The 15,712-nt window shown below is 64.2% G+C and carries 16 protein-coding genes and 1 tRNA gene; 9 read left to right on the top strand and 8 right to left on the bottom strand.

What is annotated here, in order from left to right; translation table 11 throughout:
• Nucleotides 1-94: 94 nt before the first annotated feature.
• Genes AC062T_RS00590 through AC062T_RS00575 form a run of 4 tightly spaced genes read right to left on the bottom strand, consistent with a single transcriptional unit; the run spans nucleotide 95 to nucleotide 4,112 of the window.
• A complete protein-coding gene (locus AC062T_RS00590; RefSeq protein WP_476026376.1) occupies nucleotides 95-862 on the bottom strand; it encodes an ABC transporter ATP-binding protein in 768 nt (255 codons plus the stop codon).
• A complete protein-coding gene (locus AC062T_RS00585; RefSeq protein WP_476026374.1) occupies nucleotides 859-1,833 on the bottom strand; it encodes an ABC transporter ATP-binding protein in 975 nt (324 codons plus the stop codon). The genes AC062T_RS00590 and AC062T_RS00585 overlap by 4 nt, the downstream gene beginning before the upstream one ends.
• A complete protein-coding gene (locus AC062T_RS00580) occupies nucleotides 1,823-2,803 on the bottom strand; it encodes a branched-chain amino acid ABC transporter permease (protein ID WP_476026372.1) in 981 nt (326 codons plus the stop codon). Before AC062T_RS00580 ends, AC062T_RS00585 begins: the two co-directional genes overlap by 11 nt.
• 10 nt (nucleotides 2,804-2,813) lie before the next feature.
• Nucleotides 2,814-4,112 carry a branched-chain amino acid ABC transporter permease gene (locus AC062T_RS00575; protein ID WP_476026370.1) on the bottom strand — a complete coding sequence of 433 codons (1,299 nt, stop codon included), beginning with the start codon at nucleotides 4,110-4,112 and terminating at the stop codon, nucleotides 2,814-2,816.
• Between the two features lie 257 nt (nucleotides 4,113-4,369).
• Between AC062T_RS00575 and guaB the strand changes: the two genes are divergently transcribed.
• Nucleotides 4,370-5,872 (top strand): IMP dehydrogenase, encoded by a 1,503-nt coding sequence (guaB, locus tag AC062T_RS00570; protein WP_476026368.1) that lies wholly within the window; start codon nucleotides 4,370-4,372, stop codon nucleotides 5,870-5,872.
• 70 nt (nucleotides 5,873-5,942) lie between these two features.
• Here guaB and AC062T_RS00565 read toward each other — a convergent pair whose 3' ends face one another.
• Nucleotides 5,943-6,230 carry a hypothetical protein gene (locus tag AC062T_RS00565; RefSeq protein ID WP_108517743.1) on the bottom strand — a complete coding sequence of 96 codons (288 nt, stop codon included), beginning with the start codon at nucleotides 6,228-6,230 and terminating at the stop codon, nucleotides 5,943-5,945.
• A gap of 41 nt (nucleotides 6,231-6,271) precedes the next feature.
• Nucleotides 6,272-7,726 carry a PspC domain-containing protein gene (locus AC062T_RS00560; RefSeq protein WP_476026366.1) on the bottom strand — a complete coding sequence of 485 codons (1,455 nt, stop codon included), beginning with the start codon at nucleotides 7,724-7,726 and terminating at the stop codon, nucleotides 6,272-6,274.
• A 113-nt stretch (nucleotides 7,727-7,839) separates the two neighbouring features.
• On the opposite strand from AC062T_RS00560, the gene AC062T_RS00555 reads away from it, so the two are divergent.
• Both AC062T_RS00555 and AC062T_RS00550 read left to right on the top strand, forming a co-directional pair.
• On the top strand, nucleotides 7,840-9,096 hold the full coding sequence (locus AC062T_RS00555) for a PspC domain-containing protein (RefSeq protein WP_476026364.1): 1,257 nt from the start codon (nucleotides 7,840-7,842) through the stop codon (nucleotides 9,094-9,096).
• Nucleotides 9,097-9,110: 14 nt separating this feature from the next.
• A complete protein-coding gene (locus AC062T_RS00550) occupies nucleotides 9,111-9,758 on the top strand; it encodes a LuxR C-terminal-related transcriptional regulator (RefSeq protein ID WP_476026362.1) in 648 nt (215 codons plus the stop codon).
• Here the strand turns inward: AC062T_RS00550 and AC062T_RS00545 are convergent.
• Nucleotides 9,755-10,567, bottom strand: a complete 813-nt coding sequence (locus AC062T_RS00545) for a LysE/ArgO family amino acid transporter (protein ID WP_476026380.1) — start codon at nucleotides 10,565-10,567, stop codon at nucleotides 9,755-9,757. The two genes, AC062T_RS00550 and AC062T_RS00545, sit on opposite strands and share 4 nt — an antisense overlap.
• Nucleotides 10,568-10,643: 76 nt before the next feature.
• Here AC062T_RS00545 and AC062T_RS00540 point away from each other — a divergent pair, with 76 nt between their 5' ends.
• Entirely contained in the window at nucleotides 10,644-11,516 is an 873-nt protein-coding gene (locus AC062T_RS00540; protein ID WP_476026361.1) for a LysR family transcriptional regulator ArgP, read from the top strand.
• Here AC062T_RS00540 and AC062T_RS00535 read toward each other — a convergent pair.
• The gene (locus AC062T_RS00535) at nucleotides 11,513-12,715 is read right to left on the bottom strand and encodes a pyridoxal phosphate-dependent aminotransferase (protein WP_476026359.1); all 1,203 of its coding nucleotides are present in this window, start codon (nucleotides 12,713-12,715) and stop codon (nucleotides 11,513-11,515) included. The genes AC062T_RS00540 and AC062T_RS00535 overlap by 4 nt on opposite strands.
• Before the next feature lie 233 nt (nucleotides 12,716-12,948).
• On the opposite strand from AC062T_RS00535, the gene AC062T_RS00530 reads away from it, so the two are divergent.
• The 5 genes from AC062T_RS00530 to rplA all read left to right on the top strand — a co-directional run bounded on the left by AC062T_RS00530 (nucleotide 12,949) and on the right by rplA (nucleotide 15,634).
• Nucleotides 12,949-13,021 (top strand) — tRNA-Trp (locus AC062T_RS00530).
• An 86-nt stretch (nucleotides 13,022-13,107) separates the two neighbouring features.
• Nucleotides 13,108-13,386 (top strand): preprotein translocase subunit SecE, encoded by a 279-nt coding sequence (secE, locus tag AC062T_RS00525; protein WP_108517734.1) that lies wholly within the window; start codon nucleotides 13,108-13,110, stop codon nucleotides 13,384-13,386.
• A gap of 90 nt (nucleotides 13,387-13,476) precedes the next feature.
• On the top strand, nucleotides 13,477-14,334 hold the full coding sequence (nusG, locus tag AC062T_RS00520) for a transcription termination/antitermination protein NusG (RefSeq protein WP_476026378.1): 858 nt from the start codon (nucleotides 13,477-13,479) through the stop codon (nucleotides 14,332-14,334).
• Between the two features lie 87 nt (nucleotides 14,335-14,421).
• Nucleotides 14,422-14,853, top strand: coding sequence for a 50S ribosomal protein L11 (gene rplK / locus AC062T_RS00515; RefSeq protein ID WP_108517732.1), 432 nt, complete (start codon nucleotides 14,422-14,424; stop codon nucleotides 14,851-14,853).
• 91 nt (nucleotides 14,854-14,944) lie between these two features.
• Complete coding sequence (gene rplA / locus AC062T_RS00510) at nucleotides 14,945-15,634, top strand: 50S ribosomal protein L1 (protein WP_108997409.1); 690 nt, start codon at nucleotides 14,945-14,947, stop codon at nucleotides 15,632-15,634.
• Nucleotides 15,635-15,712 lie beyond the last annotated feature (78 nt).

The following is a 15,712-nucleotide window of genomic DNA, read 5'->3' as shown; positions in this document are numbered from 1 at the left end:
CGGCCCCCCAACGCCGCCCGCCGCCCCCTTAAGTCGGGGGGCGGCGGCCGGTTTTCGGGGGCGGCGAGCGAGCGGCGGCGGCCGGGAGCCGGGGTTAGTCCTGGCCCAGGGTGCCCAGGTAGAGCCCGATCACCTTGGGGTCGTTGAGCAGGTCGCGACCCGTGCCGGTGTGGGCGTTGCGCCCCTGGTCGAGCACATAACCCCTGTCGCAGATTTGCAGACAGCGCCTTGCATTCTGCTCGACCATGATCACGGTCACCCCGGCCTTGTTGATCTCGGAGACTCGGATGAAGGCCTCATCCTGACGCACGGGGGAGAGACCAGCAGAGGGCTCGTCGAGCAGCATGACGTGCGGATCCATCATGAGAGCGCGAGACATGGCCACCATCTGGCGCTCGCCGCCGGAGAGGGAACCAGCGCGCTGCTTGAGGCGAGAACCCAGCTCTCCGAAGATGCCGATGACGAAGTCGAGGCGCTCTTTGTAGATGGAGGGGTTTTGGTAAAGCCCCATCTTGAGGTTGTCTTCGATGCTCAGGCTCGGGAACACATTGTTGTTCTGGGGCACGAAGCCCACGCCGCGGCCCACAAGCTTGTTGGCCTTGAGCCCCGTGATGTCGTCGCCTCTGAGGCGAATCGAACCTTCTCGCACGTGCACCTGGCCAAAGATGGCCTTGAGCAGGGTGGACTTGCCAGCGCCGTTAGGGCCGATGATTCCGATGAGCTCACCCTGGGCTGCCGTGAGGTTGGTGCCGTTGAGGATGTTGACGCCCGGCAGGTAGCCCGCCACGAGGTCGGTTACCTCGACGACGGGAACTCCCGTGGCCGGTGTCTCTGCGCTCGTGGCGATCGCTGGAGTGCTCATTCTTTGCCCTTCTGCTGCCCGGCATCCGCCTGAGCCTCTTCGATCTCGGCGACGAGCTCTGCGGCCTCGTTCGATAGCTCGCCCTCGTAGCGGCCTGTGACGACGCCCAGATCGACATCCTGATGTGCGCCGAGGTAGGCGTCGATCACGGCTGGATCTTTCATGACGTCGGCGGGAGGCCCCTCCGCGACCACGCGGCCCTCGGCCATCACGACGACCCAGTCGGCGATGTGTCGAACCATGTGCATGTCGTGCTCCACAAAGAGCACGGTCATCCCCTGGTCCTTGAGGTTGAGGATGTGCTCAAGGAGCGACTGCGTGAGCGCGGGGTTCACTCCAGCCATGGGCTCGTCGAGCATCACGAGGGTCGGGTCGCTCATCAGCGCGCGAGCCATTTCGAGAAGCTTGCGCTGACCGCCCGAGAGGCTTGCCGCGAAGTCGTCCTTCTTGGTGTCGAGCTTGAATCGTTTGAGCAGCTCGAGCGCCTTGGCGTCGAACTCCGCCTCCTGGGCGCGCCACAGCCACGGGAAAAGCCCTGAGAAGAACTTCTCGCCGCGCTGGTGCTGCGCCCCGAGCTTCATGTTCTCGAGAACCGTGAGCAGGCCGAGCGATTTTGTGAGCTGGAACGTTCGAACCTGGCCCCGCTGGGACACCTTGAAGGCGGGAACCCCGGAGAGAGACTTGCCATCGAACGCCCACGAGCCCTGATCGGGCTTGTCGAACCCGGTGAGGAGGTTGAACAGCGTGGTCTTGCCGGCGCCGTTGGGGCCGATCAATGCCGTGATGGCATTGCGCGGAATCTCAAGGTGGTCGACATCCACGGCCGTGAGGCCGCCGAAGGTGCGCTTAACGCCGTCGGCCACGAGAATGGGGTCCACTTTGGCCACGCCGGGGCCGATCTCGCCCTTGTGGAGCCCGGTCGACTTGACCCGCGCGACCGGGGTGGTTGGGGTAGCTGCGTCACTTGACAAAGGTCAGCTCCTTTTTGTTGCCGAGGATGCCCTGCGGTCGATAGATCACCAGGAGCATGAGCGCTACACCCACGAGGATGAACCGCAGCGTTTGCGCCTGAGTTGTCGACATGAAGGGCAGCAGACCAGCCTGAACAAGCGCTGGAAGGAAGTTGCTGAGGAACGCTTGCACAACCCAGTAGAGCACCGCTCCGAGCACGGGCCCGAAGATTGTTGCGGCGCCACCGAGTAGCAGGGCAGTCCACACGAAGAACGTGAGCGAGGTCACATAGACCCCGGGGTTCACCGACGACGGCAGCGCGTAGACGATGCCGCCGAGCGAGCCGAAGATGCCGCCAAGAACGAGTGCCTGCAGCTTGTAGGAGAAGACGTTCTTGCCGAGCGAGCGCACGGCATCCTCGTCTTCTCGAATGCCCCGCAGCACACGGCCCCACGGGCTGCGCATGATTGCCCACACGATCAGCACCGCGATGGCGACCAGGACGATGCCGATGATGCGTACCCACCAGCCGTTCTCGTTATAGACCCACGGCCCAAAGCCATAGGTTCCCGGCGGGATGGGGTTCGACGCTCTAAAGCTCGCGTGGTAGCCGCTCAGCCCATCGGCGGAACCCGTGATGGCGTCGAACTCCGTGGAGAGAAACAGCAATCGCACGATTTCGGCCGCCGCGATCGTGACGATCGCGAGGTAGTCACCTCGGAGCCTCAGGGTCGGGATGCCAAGAATGAGCGAGAAGATCACCGAGGCACCCATGGCGATGAGGACTCCAGCCCACCAGGGAAGTCCGAAGGTGAGGATCGAGATCGCGTAGCCATACGCGCCGATCGCCATGTATGCCGCGATGCCCATGTTGAGTAGGCCCGCAAAGCCGAAGTGCACGGCCAGGCCGATCGCCGCGAGGGCATACCCGAGGGTGGCCGGCGCGATGATGGCGGAGGCGGTGTTGGAGAAGATTCCTAGCCAGTCCATGAGGGCCCCCTTAACCTATTCTCTCTCTGCGGCCCAGAATTCCTTGGGGCCGGAACAGCAACACGAGGATGAGCACGCCGAGAGCCCCGACGTACTTGAGGTCCGGTGGAATCCAGAGGCCAGAGATCTCGACGAGTACGCCGACGATGATCGAGCCGATGAGCGCCCCGTATGCAGTGCCAAGGCCGCCGAGGGTTACGGCGGCGAAGACGAGCAGCAGGATCTGAGCGCCCATATCCCATTTGATGCCGGGTCGGAAGTACGCATAGAGAACGCCGGAGAGGCCAGCCAAGGCCGCAGCGACGATCCACACGATGCGCACAACCTTGTCAACGTCAATGCCCGATGCTGCCGCGAGTGAGGCATTGTCCGAGACCGCCCTGGTGGCCTTGCCGATCCGGCTGAAGGTGAGCCACCCTGCGAACACGACGATGACGACGATGCTGATCGCCATGCTCGTGATGTCGATCCACGAGAGCTGCACGGATCCAAAGAGTGTGATCTTCTCGGCGCTTGCGCCGGGCAGCTGAAGGGTTCCTCCGCCGATAAAGAACTGGAACACATAACGCAGGGCGAGGGAAAGCCCGATGCTCACGATCATGAGCTGCACGATTCCGAGCCCTCGTGATCGCAACGGTTTCCAGAGGCCGGCATCGAGCACCCAGCCGAAGAGCGCGCTCACCACCACGGTCAGCGGAAGAGCCGCCCAGAGCGGCAGAGCGAGCGTCACGCTGAAGAGCAGCGCCATCACAGCACCGAATGTGACCATCTCGGCGTGGGCGAAGTTGGAGAGACCTGTTGTGCCAAAAACCAGCGAGATGCCCACTGCGGCGAGTCCGAGCATGAGCCCGAAGTTGATGCCGTTGATCGTGCGGGAGATGAGCTGATCGGCGAAACTGGTCTGATTGCGCTCGCCCTCACCGATGAAGAAGTTCATCGTGACGCGGCCACCGGGGCCGATCTCGACCTCCTGAACGTTGGTTCCCTCGATGACGGCGATGCCCTCCGGCAGCGTCGATTCATCGAGAGTCACGGTGTAGGTGTCTCGTTCTGGAACGCCCGCGCGCCACTTGCCCTCGACATCCGTGAGAACTTCGAGGTCGACCCCGCTGCCCTCGACCGTGATGCGAACATCCTCAAGCGGCGTTCCCTCGTTTTTGACGTTGCCGCTGATCTTGTACGGCTCGTCTTCGCCGACTTCGTCTGCCATCGCTGGCCCGGCAAAAAGGGAGAACGCGCCGACGAGTGTCGCGAAGACCACGATTTTCCACCGTGATCGTCGTGCGCGGGGACTACTGGTGTTACTCATGGAACCTCCAGTGAAGCGGCTGTGGTGCGGGTGTAGCCGAGGACAGCTTTCGTCGTCGTTGACGTTACTTCTAGATTGTGACGCGCATGTTAAGCGGGTCGCCACAAACGTTTCGCCCTAAACGTAGTGGGAAACCCCGCTGGCGGAATAGCGGGCAGCGTGAACCGGTTAGCATTGAATACCGGGAATCAGAGCAGCTTCACCGGCATCAATCGCCCACATACCGGGCATTTTGGCCACTCTCACTAAGGGGAACAATGGACCAGCCGGATCCCTTCGGTTTCATCGGACTCACCTACGACGACGTGATGCTGCTGCCTGGCCATACCGACGTCATTCCCAGCGAGGTCGACACATCGTCGAGACTCACGCGAAACATCCGGGTAAACACGCCTCTCATCTCGGCGGCAATGGATACGGTCACCGAGGCGCGCATGGCGATCTCGATGGCTCGCCAGGGCGGTCTTGGTGTCTTGCACCGCAACCTCTCGATCGCAGACCAGGCGGCGTACGTCGATAAGGTCAAGCGCTCGGAGTCGGGAATGATCACGAATCCCGTGACGACACACCCCGATGCCACGGTCGCCGAAGTTGATGCGCTGTGTGGGCAGTTTCGGGTCTCCGGGCTTCCCGTCGTCGAGGGCGACGGCAAGCTCGTAGGCATCATCACCAACCGCGACATGCGCTTCGTCTCGCAGTTCGAGAAAGCCACGACCCTCGTGCGCGATGTCATGAGCCGGATGCCGCTCATCACCGCCCCCACGGGAATCGACCCCGACAGTGCCGTGGCAATCTTCGCCGAGCACAAGATCGAGAAGCTCCCCCTCATTGACGAGAACGGCCGGCTCACGGGCCTCATCACCGTCAAGGACTTCGATAAGACCGAGCAGTACCCCAACGCCACAAAGGATGACGAGGGCCGGCTTCGTGTCGGCGCGGCAGTCGGATTCTTCGGCGACGCCTGGGAGCGTGCTGGCGCGCTCGCCGATGCTGGCGTTGACGTGATCGTGGTCGACACCGCCAACGGTGACTCCCGTGGCGAAATCGACATCATCAAGCGCCTCAAGGCAGACCCCGCATTCGCGGCGATCGACATCATCGGCGGCAACGTCGCCACACGTTCGGGAGCTCAGGCGCTCGTGGATGCTGGCGCTGACGCCATCAAGGTGGGAGTCGGCCCCGGCTCCATTTGCACCACCCGCGTGGTGGCCGGCGTTGGCGTGCCCCAGGTCACGGCCGTTTACGAGGCATCACTGGCGGCCCGTGAAGCCGGCGTTCCCGTAATTGCCGACGGTGGCCTGCAGTACTCGGGTGATATCGCCAAGGCCCTCGTCGCTGGCGCCGAAACGGTCATGCTCGGCTCGCTTCTCGCGGGAACCGACGAGAGCCCCGGCGACATGATCTTTATCAACGGCAAGCAGTTCAAGACCTACCGTGGAATGGGATCTCTCGGGGCGATGCAGACGCGGGGCAAGAAGACCTCGTACTCGCGCGACCGCTACTTTCAGGCCGATGTTCCGAACGACGAGCAGCTGATCGCCGAGGGTATCGAGGGCAAGGTCGCTTACCGCGGCCCCGTCTCAAGCGTGACCTACCAGCTGCTCGGTGGTCTGCGTCAGTCGATGTTCTACGTCGGCGCCCGCACGATCGAGGAGCTGCGAAACAAGGGCAAGTTCGTGCGCATCACGGCTGCCGGGCTCAAGGAATCACACCCCCACGACATCCAGATGGTCGTAGAAGCTCCGAACTACCGCAACTAGGTCCGTGACCTAGCGAGCGCGTGCACAAAGGCCCGAGGGCGATGTCCTCGGGCCTTTGTCGTTGCGGGGGTTAGGAGCTTCGCCGCGATGCCGCTGCGATGCCGCCGACGATGAGGATGAGACCCAGGCCAAGGCCGCCCCAGGCCAGGGCCGTCCACCCGTCGACGATATTCGGGTCGACCACCCGAGCGGTGACGAAGAGGGCGGCAAGGCCCAGCAGAATCACGCCCCATACGACCGTGGACATGCGCACGGGGCGTCGGGTGCGGGGAGGAGGGGTCGGTGCGGTCGTCCACTTTTCGTCGGTGAAGTCGAGACGCACCGTCGGGTCGTTCGTGTCGCTTGTGTTGTCGCTCATGATGAGGTTTCCGTTTCTCGTGACGTTGGGGATGCGGCGGCTCAGCGAGCCTGGCTCACGCTGACTTCGCCCGCGATGACGTGGATCTCGACGAGCACCAGCCTGTCGTCGTCTGAACTCCCGGAGCGGGGCTCGAACTCGAAGATGCGCGTGACGCCAACTCCGTCCGTGTCGAAGTCGCGGTTGTCGCCGCGGCCCGAATTGATGCTGCCGAAGGTGACATCCACGTCCACCTGGCTGGCCACATCCGCAGGGGCGATTACGGTGACTTCACCCGCGATGACGGTGAGCTCGATGGTGCGATCGAAGCCGTTGGAGGTGAACTCTTCTGAGTAGTCGCTGAGGTCGAGCCGCACGTCCCCCGCAATCACGGTGCGTTCCTGAGCATGGGCCGCCGCGGCGGGCTGCCAGATGATGTCGCGGTCGGAGATGAGCGGGCCGCGCACCGAGCTGAAGAAGCTCGTGAGGATGAGGGCGATGACAAGGAGCACGGCTACGCCGCTGGACCCGCCGCTGCGCTTGCCGCGAAAGCCGTTGATGATGATGGCGACGGCGAGCACGGCAAGCGATGCGCTCATCGAGGCAACGACCTTTGACTCGACTGCCCAGTCGAAGGGGGAGATGATCAGGGCGGTTGCGGCGCCCGCGATGAGGGCGAGACCGATGGCGATGAGGGTGTAGGTGGCTCCGGGGCGGGTGATGCGGTCGTGCTCCTCCGCGATCCTGCGGCGTTCCGCTGCGGCCTCCTGGTTGATCCGACGGCGCTCTGCGGCGGCCTGCTGCTGCTTGGCGTGAGCGCTCGCGTTCTGGTCGCGCCGCCATTCGTCGTTGGTGCGCTTCCACTCGGCCTGCTGCTGCTTCCAGGCGGCAAGGTCGGCGTCTCCACTGCCCGCGGGGGGCGCAGGAGGAGCGGTAGGCGCCGCTGCCATTGTTTCGCCGTCCACAAAGGAGGCCGACGACGCGGGGGACTCGGAGTATGCCGTGCTGTCCGCAGCGCTGTAGGGCGGGCCAGCGGGGGTCGACGGTGCCTTGCGGGCGAGCCAGACGACCAACCATACGGCGGCGCCCGTGAGCAACACGGCCCAGACGATTCCGGCGAGCGACGGGCCGTTGTACCACCCGGAGTCAATGCCGGGGAAGAACCACCAACCGGTGCTGCCGAACGGAAGCAGGGCGATCAGCAGCATCACTCCGATGCCGGCAATGGCTTTATCGAATGTGCCGCGAAAGAGCTCTTCGAGGTGGATGCGCCCCGTGGTGTCGGGAAGCAGTGCCCACGCCGCCGCATACAGCAGCAGGGCGGGTGCGCCGAGAAGGGCAAGCACGACGATAATGCCGCGCACAATGAGGGCGTCAATGCCGAGGCGGGTGGCGAGGCCTGCGGCGACGCCGCCGATCCAGCCCGGCTCGCGGATGATGCCGAGCCCGCGCATCCACTCGAAGAACGAGTTGCTGCCGTTGGGTGCCTGTGATGGGGCAGGAGAGTCGTTGGTCATGGTTATATCGTGGCCTCGGGCTCGGCGCCCGGCCATGGGGGACGCCCCTGAGCGAACCCTGATCTTGGCCCGCTCACTCCCTCGGGGGTGCTCCCGTCTGCTTGGATTGATGCGTGAGCACAGCATCCGGAGCCGACCACGCGCACGACGCCGCCACGGCGTCGCTCTCGCCGCGCCCGCCGCTCGTGCGTCCCCGCAAAACTCTGGTCGGGGGAGTGAGCGTTGCCCTCGCCAATCACCTGGGCTGGCCCGTCTCCAGGATCCGTTGGATCTTTGCCCTCACCAGCCTGATCGGCGGGGCTGGAGCGCTGCTCTACCTGTGGCTGTGGGCACTCACCCCTTCGGAAGGTTCCGGTACGCGCCGAACGGGCGCGGACCGGTCAGCCGGTGCGGCGCCCGCGGACGATGATGATGATGCTCCTCAGCGCCGGGCACCCATTGCCGCGGTGCTTCTCGTTCTGGGGTCCATCGCCTCGGTCGTCGCCGTCATTCAATCGGCGGTGGGAGCATCCACGGTCACGGCGATCGTGCTTGCCATCGTGTTGACCGGCAGTGCGGTGGGGTTCAGCCTCGCCTTTGACGAAGCAGACGCGTCGCGCTCACGGCGCTACGTGGTCACGGTGCGAGCGCTCGGCGTTGCCGTGTTTCTTATGGCGGGCCTCCTGTTGCTGTCGTCCAATGGTGGTCGCCCCGACGCGATGACCGCTGTGCTGGCCGTGGTCATGCTCGTGCTCGGCCTTGGCGTCGCCGTCGCCCCTCTGCTCGTCAAACTGTGGACCGACCTGCTCGCGGAACGCGCCGGTCGTGTGCGAGAGGAGCAACGCGCCGAGATCGCGGCCCATTTGCACGATTCCGTTTTGCAGACCCTCGCGCTCATCCAGAACCGTGCCGGTGCTTCGAGCGACATTGCCCGGCTAGCTCGCGCCCAGGAGAGAGAACTTCGCGAATGGCTTTTTGCCGGGACGGAACCGATCAGCGCCGACCTGGCGCAAGAACTGCGCGATATTGCTGCGGCGATCGAGCTCGACTATCCCGCGCGCATCGACGTGGTCGCGGTCGGCGAATCGATGACGGCGTCGGCGGTCATCGTCGCGGCCGCCCGGGAGGCCATGTTGAACGCTGCGCGACACGCCGGTGGCGACGTCTCCGTCTATATCGAGGGCTCAGCCAGTGCCGTTGACGTTTTTGTGCGCGACCGTGGCCCGGGAATCGATCTCGATGCGTTGCCGACCGACCGATTCGGCGTGCGAGAATCCATCGTCGGTCGCATGCAGCGCGCTGGCGGATCAGCCACCGTCCAGCCCGGCGCGGGAGGCTCGGGCACCGAAGTGCATCTGCACCTGCCCTGGCAAGCAGTGCACCATGAGTGAGCGAGGAGCGACCCGTGACCACCGTAGTAATCGTTGACGACCACTCGATCTTTCGGTCGGGGCTCAGGGCATCCCTTGACTCGTCGGTCGAGGTACTGGGGGAGGCGGCGGATGTCGACTCCGCAATCGATGCCGTGACCGAACTCAAACCTGAGGTCGTTCTGCTCGACGTTCACCTGCCAGGAGGGCAGGGCGGCGGCGGGGCCGAGGTCATCAGGCGCAGCCTCCCTCAGCTCTCCGGCACAACGTTTCTCGCGCTCAGTGTCTCTGACTCTGCCGAGGATGTTGTCGGCGTGATTCGTGCTGGCGCCCGCGGCTACATCACCAAGGGCAGTTCTGCCGACGACGTCAACACGGCCATCGTCACGGTCGCTGGCGGAGATGCGGTGTTCTCTCCTCGGCTCGCCGGTTTTGTGCTCGATGCCTTTGGCGCGGCTGCGGGTGAGCAGGCCGCCACGGATGACGAGCTCGACAGGCTTTCGGCACGCGAACGCGAGGTGATGCGGCTCATCGCCCGTGGTTATGCCTACAAAGAGGTGGCGACCGAGCTCTTTATCTCGATCAAGACCGTGGAGACTCACGTGTCGGCGGTGCTGCGCAAACTGCAGCTCTCGAGCCGGCACGAGCTGACCGCGTGGGCGTTGGAGCGCCGGCTGCTCTAGCTCGACAGCACCAGCGAGAGGGCGATCGAGAGCATAACCACGGCGATTATCCCGTCGAGGATGCGCCATGCCGTCGGTGAGGCGAGGCGGTGGGCGAGCAGACGCGAGCCGAAGCCGATCAGGGTGAACCACACAAAGCTGGCCATAATCGCGCCGAGCCCGAACACCCATCGCCCTGCATCGCCGTGCGTGTTGGCGATTGAGCCGAGCAGAACAACCGCGTCGAGGTAGGTGTGGGGGTTGAGCCAGGTGAACGCGAGGGCGGTGAGCACTGCGGTCACGAGCGTGCTCCGCGTGCGCATGCCTCGATGTGCGTTTGCGGGGCGGGGTGCGTCCTGCACCATCGTGGTGCCTGACGCGGATGTGGTCGCGCCTGACGCGGATGTCGTGCCTGTCGGCGAGGTGGCTGCGCCCATCGCGGCGTGGGCAGCGGCGAGTGCCTCGGGGGCGCTCTCGCGCTCGGTGGCCCCTTCATCGGCGGCATCATCCACCGTGAGGCCTCGCGCCCGCGGGCGCCAGGCCCGCCAGGCCGCCATGAGGCCGTAGGCCGTGAGAAACGCCACGCCTCCCCAACGAATAAGGGTGATGACCCAGGGTGCGCTGTCGAGGAGCGCCCCGATCCCGGCAATTCCGCTCGTGATGAGCACGACGTCGGAGATGGCGCACACGAGAACGACCGCCAGCAGGTGTTGGCGGCGGACCCCCGACCGCAGGATGAACGCGTTCTGCGCTCCAATGGCGACGATGAGGCCGAAACCAACACCGAATCCGGCGGCAATGGTGGGCAGAGAGAGGTCGAGGGGGAGGATCACCCAATGACTGTAAGCAGGGCGGGTTGGCCCATGCCAGCTAATGTTCCTTAGCTTGCATTAGCATCGCTTAATCATGCAGATTCCTCTCGATCTCGCCCGAACGGTTGCCACCGTCATCGACGAAGGCTCACTGGAGGGGGCGGCGCGCGCCCTGCACATCACCCCGTCCGCCGTGAGCCAACGGGTGAAGGCGCTTGAGGAACGCATGGGCCGCGTGCTTCTTGTGCGATCGAGGCCGGTCAGGGCCACGGATGCTGGCGCGGCCATTGTGCGCCTCGCCCGCCAGATGGCGCTTCTTGAGCACGATGCCCTCGCCGAGGCGGGCCTCGACGATGAACCTGCGAGATTCACCCCTGTGGGCATCGCCGTCAGCGCCGATTCGCTCGCCACCTGGCTGCTGCCAGCGCTCGCCGCAGTGGCTCGACGACACCCCGTGGTCTTCGACCTGCGGCGAGAAGACGAGGAGTACACGACCGAACTGCTTGAGACCGGTCAGGTCATGGCGGCCGTCACCGCCAGATCCACCGCCGTCGCCGGCTGCGTCGTGAGCCCGTTGCGCAGCATGCGGTATCGCGCGTCGGCCAGCGCGGAGTTTGCCGCTCGCTGGTTTGCCCAGGGCGGAACGCCAGCGGAGTTCGCAGTGGCCCCCGTCGTCGACTTCGACCGGCGCGACGAGATGCAGACAAATACGCTTCGTCGCCTCGGGGTGGCTGGTAACCCGCCGCGGCACTACGTGCCGGCGTCGAGTGAGTTCGTCTCGGCCGTGAGTGCAGGAATGGGCTGGGGCATGATCCCCGACGAGCAGAGAGAATCCCATCCGCAACTTGTCGGCGTTGGGCCGGACAACACCGTTGAGGTGCCGTTGTTCTGGCAGCAGTGGAATCTGCGCTCAGAGCTGCTCACGGCAGTCGCGGATGAGGTTGCCCGCGCAGCGGGGGCGCGCTAGGAGAACAGGCGCTGAAGGCGCTGCACGCCCTCAAGGAGCTGATCGTCGCCGAGCGCATAGGCGAGACGGATGTATCCGCTCGGCCCGAATGCCTCGCCGGGAACGACGGCGACCTCCGCCTGATCGAGGATGAGGTCGGCAAGCTCGAGCGACGTCGTCGGCGTAACTCCGCCCCATTCGCGCCCCAGCAGCCCCGTGACATCCGGGTACACGTAGAAGGCGCCCTCGGGTGTCGGGGTCACCATTCCGGGGATCTTGTTGAGCTCGCCCACGATGAGCTTGCGGCGGCGGTCGAACGCGTCGCGCATGGCGAGCACGTCGTCCTGCGGGCCGGTAAGGGCGGCGATGGCGGCGTGCTGCGAGATGTTTGAGACGTTGGAGCTCAAGTGCGATTGCAGGTTGCCAGCACCCTTGATCGCGCGGGCCGGGCCGACCATCCAGCCGAGACGCCATCCGGTCATCGCGTAGCTCTTGGCCACACCGTTGACGAGGATGGTGTTGTCGGCCAGGGCCGGGACGGCCTCAACGATCGACATGGCGTGCGCCGAGCCGTCGTAGACCAGGTTCTGGTAGATCTCGTCGCTGATGACCCACAGATTGTTCTCGAGGGCCCACTCGCCGATGGCCTTGGTCTCTTCTGGGGTGTAGACGGCGCCCGTGGGGTTCGAGGGCGAGACGAAGAGCAGAACCTTGGTGCGCTCGGTGCGTGCGGCTTCGAGCTGCTCGACCGTGACCTTGTATTCCTGGTCAGAGCCCGCGAATACCTCGACGGGCACACCGCCCGCTAGCTTGACGACCTCGGGGTACGTGGTCCAGTAGGGGGCGGGGAGCAGCACCTCATCGCCCTGGCCAACCACGGTGGCGAACGCCTGGTAGACGCCCTGCTTGCCGCCGTTGGTCACAATCACCTGGGCGGCAGAAACCTCAAGCCCGCTGTCGCGGAGCGTCTTTGCGGCAATGGCTTCGCGCAGCGCAGGGAGCCCTGCGGCGGGCGTGTAGCGGTGGTTCTTGGGGTCGAGGACGGCGGCGGATGCTGCCTCGACGATGTGCTGAGGGGTGGCGAAATCTGGTTCGCCCGCCGCAAAACTAATGACGTCGCGGCCCTCGGCCTGGAGGGCCTTTGCTTTGGAGTCGACCTTCAGCGTGGCGGATTCGGCGATCGCGGCGATACGGGGCGAGATGGAGGGGAGTTCGGTCACCGTTCCACAGTAATGGAATCGGGGACCAAGGGGCAGGCGGCGGCGTGCTTACTGCGCGAATGCTGCTACCGCGGCGCGCGCGGGCGGCCCCCAGCTTTACAGCCTCCGAACGGTGTTCTACACTGATGCGTGGTGGTTGAAATCCGCCAAGCTTTTCCATGCCAATTTCGAAGCATGGATGGAACCCAGAGAATCCCAACCCTTATGGTTAAAGCTTGGTATTTCGATGCCGAAGGGCGGTGGCTCAATTGGTAGAGCAGCGGTCTCCAAAACCGCAGGTTGCAGGTTCGAGTCCTGTCCGCCCTGCAGCGTGATCAGCTCACCCTGAGTGCTGGTCAGCGAACAGCCGAAGGTCCTGTGACCTTTCGGTCCACGTCCGGAAGGTAGTAACTGTGGCGAGAAAAGTTATCGACGAGCCGAGTGAGGATGTCGTCGGCAACGCCAAGGCAGAGCGGGCCAAGCGTCGCAGCCCGTTCGCCCGTGTTGCGCTCTTTTTGCGCCAGGTTATTGCCGAGCTCAAGAAGGTCGTCACCCCGACCCGCAAAGAACTCTTCAGCTACACCGCGGTCGTCTTGGTCTTCGTGATCATCATGATGGCCCTGGTTTCGGGGCTCGACCTGCTGTTTGGTTTTGTCGTCGCCTACGTCTTCGGCAACGGCTCAGTCGGCTAATCGTGGCCGGTCGCATGCGACCGACATCCGAAGCCGAATCGTTTGAGATCAATGGAATGAGAATCAGTGTCTGACACAGAACGTGGCGAAATCGAGAACTCCCCCGAGGAGCAGATCGACCTGTCCGTGGCAGCAGAGCAGTCGTCCTATGAGGACGAGGAGCTCGAGGGTCCTGTGCTGGCCGAGGAGATCGAATCCGTGACCCCCGCCGAGCACGAGGCTATGCACGTCATCGACGATGCCGAGGCGAGCCTTGAGGCAGCCCTCGACGCGCAGTCGCCGGCTGGCGACGAGACGGTTGCCGAAGAGGCCGAAGAGGCCGAAGAGGCCGAGGTTGACCCCTACGAGGCGTTCCGCGCCGAGCTCAAGTCCCTGCCGGGCAAGTGGTACGTCATCCACTCGTATGCAGGCTTCGAGAAGCGCGTTAAGCAGAACATCGAGAACCGTCGCGTTTCGATGACCATGGAGGACTACGTCTTTCAGGTCGAGGTGCCGATGGAAGATGTCGTCGAGATCAAAAACGGCCAGCGCAAGCTCGTAACGCGCGTCCGCATCCCCAGCTACGTACTGGTTCGCATGGACCTGAACGAAGACAGCTGGTCGGTCGTGCGTCACACCCCCGGCGTGACCGGCTTCGTGGGCAACGCCCACAACCCGACCCCGCTTCGCTTCGAAGAGGCCTTCCAGATGCTCAAGAGCCTGGTTCAGGTCGTTGAGGCTCCCACCAAGGGTGGAGCTAAGGGCGGCAAGGCCGTTCAGCGCTCGATCCCTCAGGAAGTCGACTTCGAGGTCGGCGAGACCATCACGATCAAGGAGGGCTCGTTCGCGGGTCTGCCCGGGTCGATCAGCGAGATCAAGCCCGAGAGCGGCAAGCTCACAGTGCTCGTGTCGCTCTTCGAGCGTGAGACCCCCGTCGAGCTCAGCTTCGACCAGGTCACCAAGCTTTAATATCAACTAGACCACCGCAGCTCGGAACGGCCGGGCAGGCGGAAGAGCATCCGAATTCAGGATGCTCGACAACGAAAGAAGGAAACAATGGCACCGAAGAAGAAGGTTACGGGTCTGATCAAGCTTCAGATCCAGGCCGGCGCCGCCAACCCCGCCCCGCCCATCGGCCCGGCACTTGGCCAGCACGGCGTGAACATCATGGAGTTCTGCAAGGCGTACAACGCCGCGACCGAGTCGCAGCGCGGCAACGTCATCCCCGTTGAGATCACCGTCTACGAGGACCGCTCCTTCACCTTCATCCTGAAGACCCCGCCCGCCGCAGAGCTCATCAAGAAGGCTGCCGGCGTTGCCAAGGGTTCTGGCACTCCTCACACGGTCAAGGTCGCCAAGCTGACCCAGGACCAGGTTCGCGCCATTGCTGAGCAGAAGATGGCTGACCTCAACGCCAACGACATCGATGCAGCTTCGAAGATCATCGCGGGCACCGCTCGTTCGATGGGCATCACGGTCGACGCGTAGGTCTACCACCCCATTTTTTGGCGACTTCGGTCGCTGTAGTGGAAGAGCCCGCCTGGCTCGCTACCCACGAACTCACTTTTAGGAGAACACCATGGCAAAGAAGTCCAAGGCCTACCGGGCCGCAGCCGAGAAGATCGAAGAAGGCAAGTTCTACACGCCCGCCGAGGCCGTAGACATCGCCCGTGAGACCGGCTCGAAGAAGTTCGACTCGACCGTTGAGGTTGCCCTCAAGCTCAACGTCGATCCCCGCAAGGCTGACCAGATGGTTCGCGGTACCGTGATCCTTCCCCACGGAACCGGCAAGACCGCCCGTGTCATCGTCTTCGCAACGGGCCCCGCGGCTGAGGCAGCTATCGCTGCTGGCGCCGACGAGGTCGGTGGCGACGAGCTCATCGAGAAGGTCGCCGCTGGCTGGACCAACTTCGACTCGGCCGTTTCGACGCCCGAGTTCATGGGCAAGGTTGGACGCCTCGGAAAGGTCCTCGGACCGCGTGGCCTCATGCCGAACCCCAAGACCGGCACCGTCACCCCCGACACGGCCAAGGCCGTGAACGAGATCAAGGGCGGAAAGATCGAGTTCCGCGTTGACAAGCACGCCAACGTGCACTTCATCGTTGGCAAGACGTCGTTCGATGTTGAGAAGCTCAACGAGAACCTCAAGGCAGCGCTCGACGAGGTTGTTCGCCTCAAGCCAAGCTCCGCTAAGGGCCGCTACCTCGCCAAGGCGACGCTGTCGACCACGTTTGGCCCCGGCATCCCCGTGGACGTCAACGCAATCTAGTTTCGCTTAGCGACTGAGGTCGCCCAGCTACTACAGAAAGGCCCCGCTTCGGCGGGGCCTTTTTTGTGTTGGTACGGG

The organism is Homoserinimonas sp. (assembly GCF_056262345.1).
This window is presented reverse-complemented; position numbering and strand designations above follow the sequence as displayed.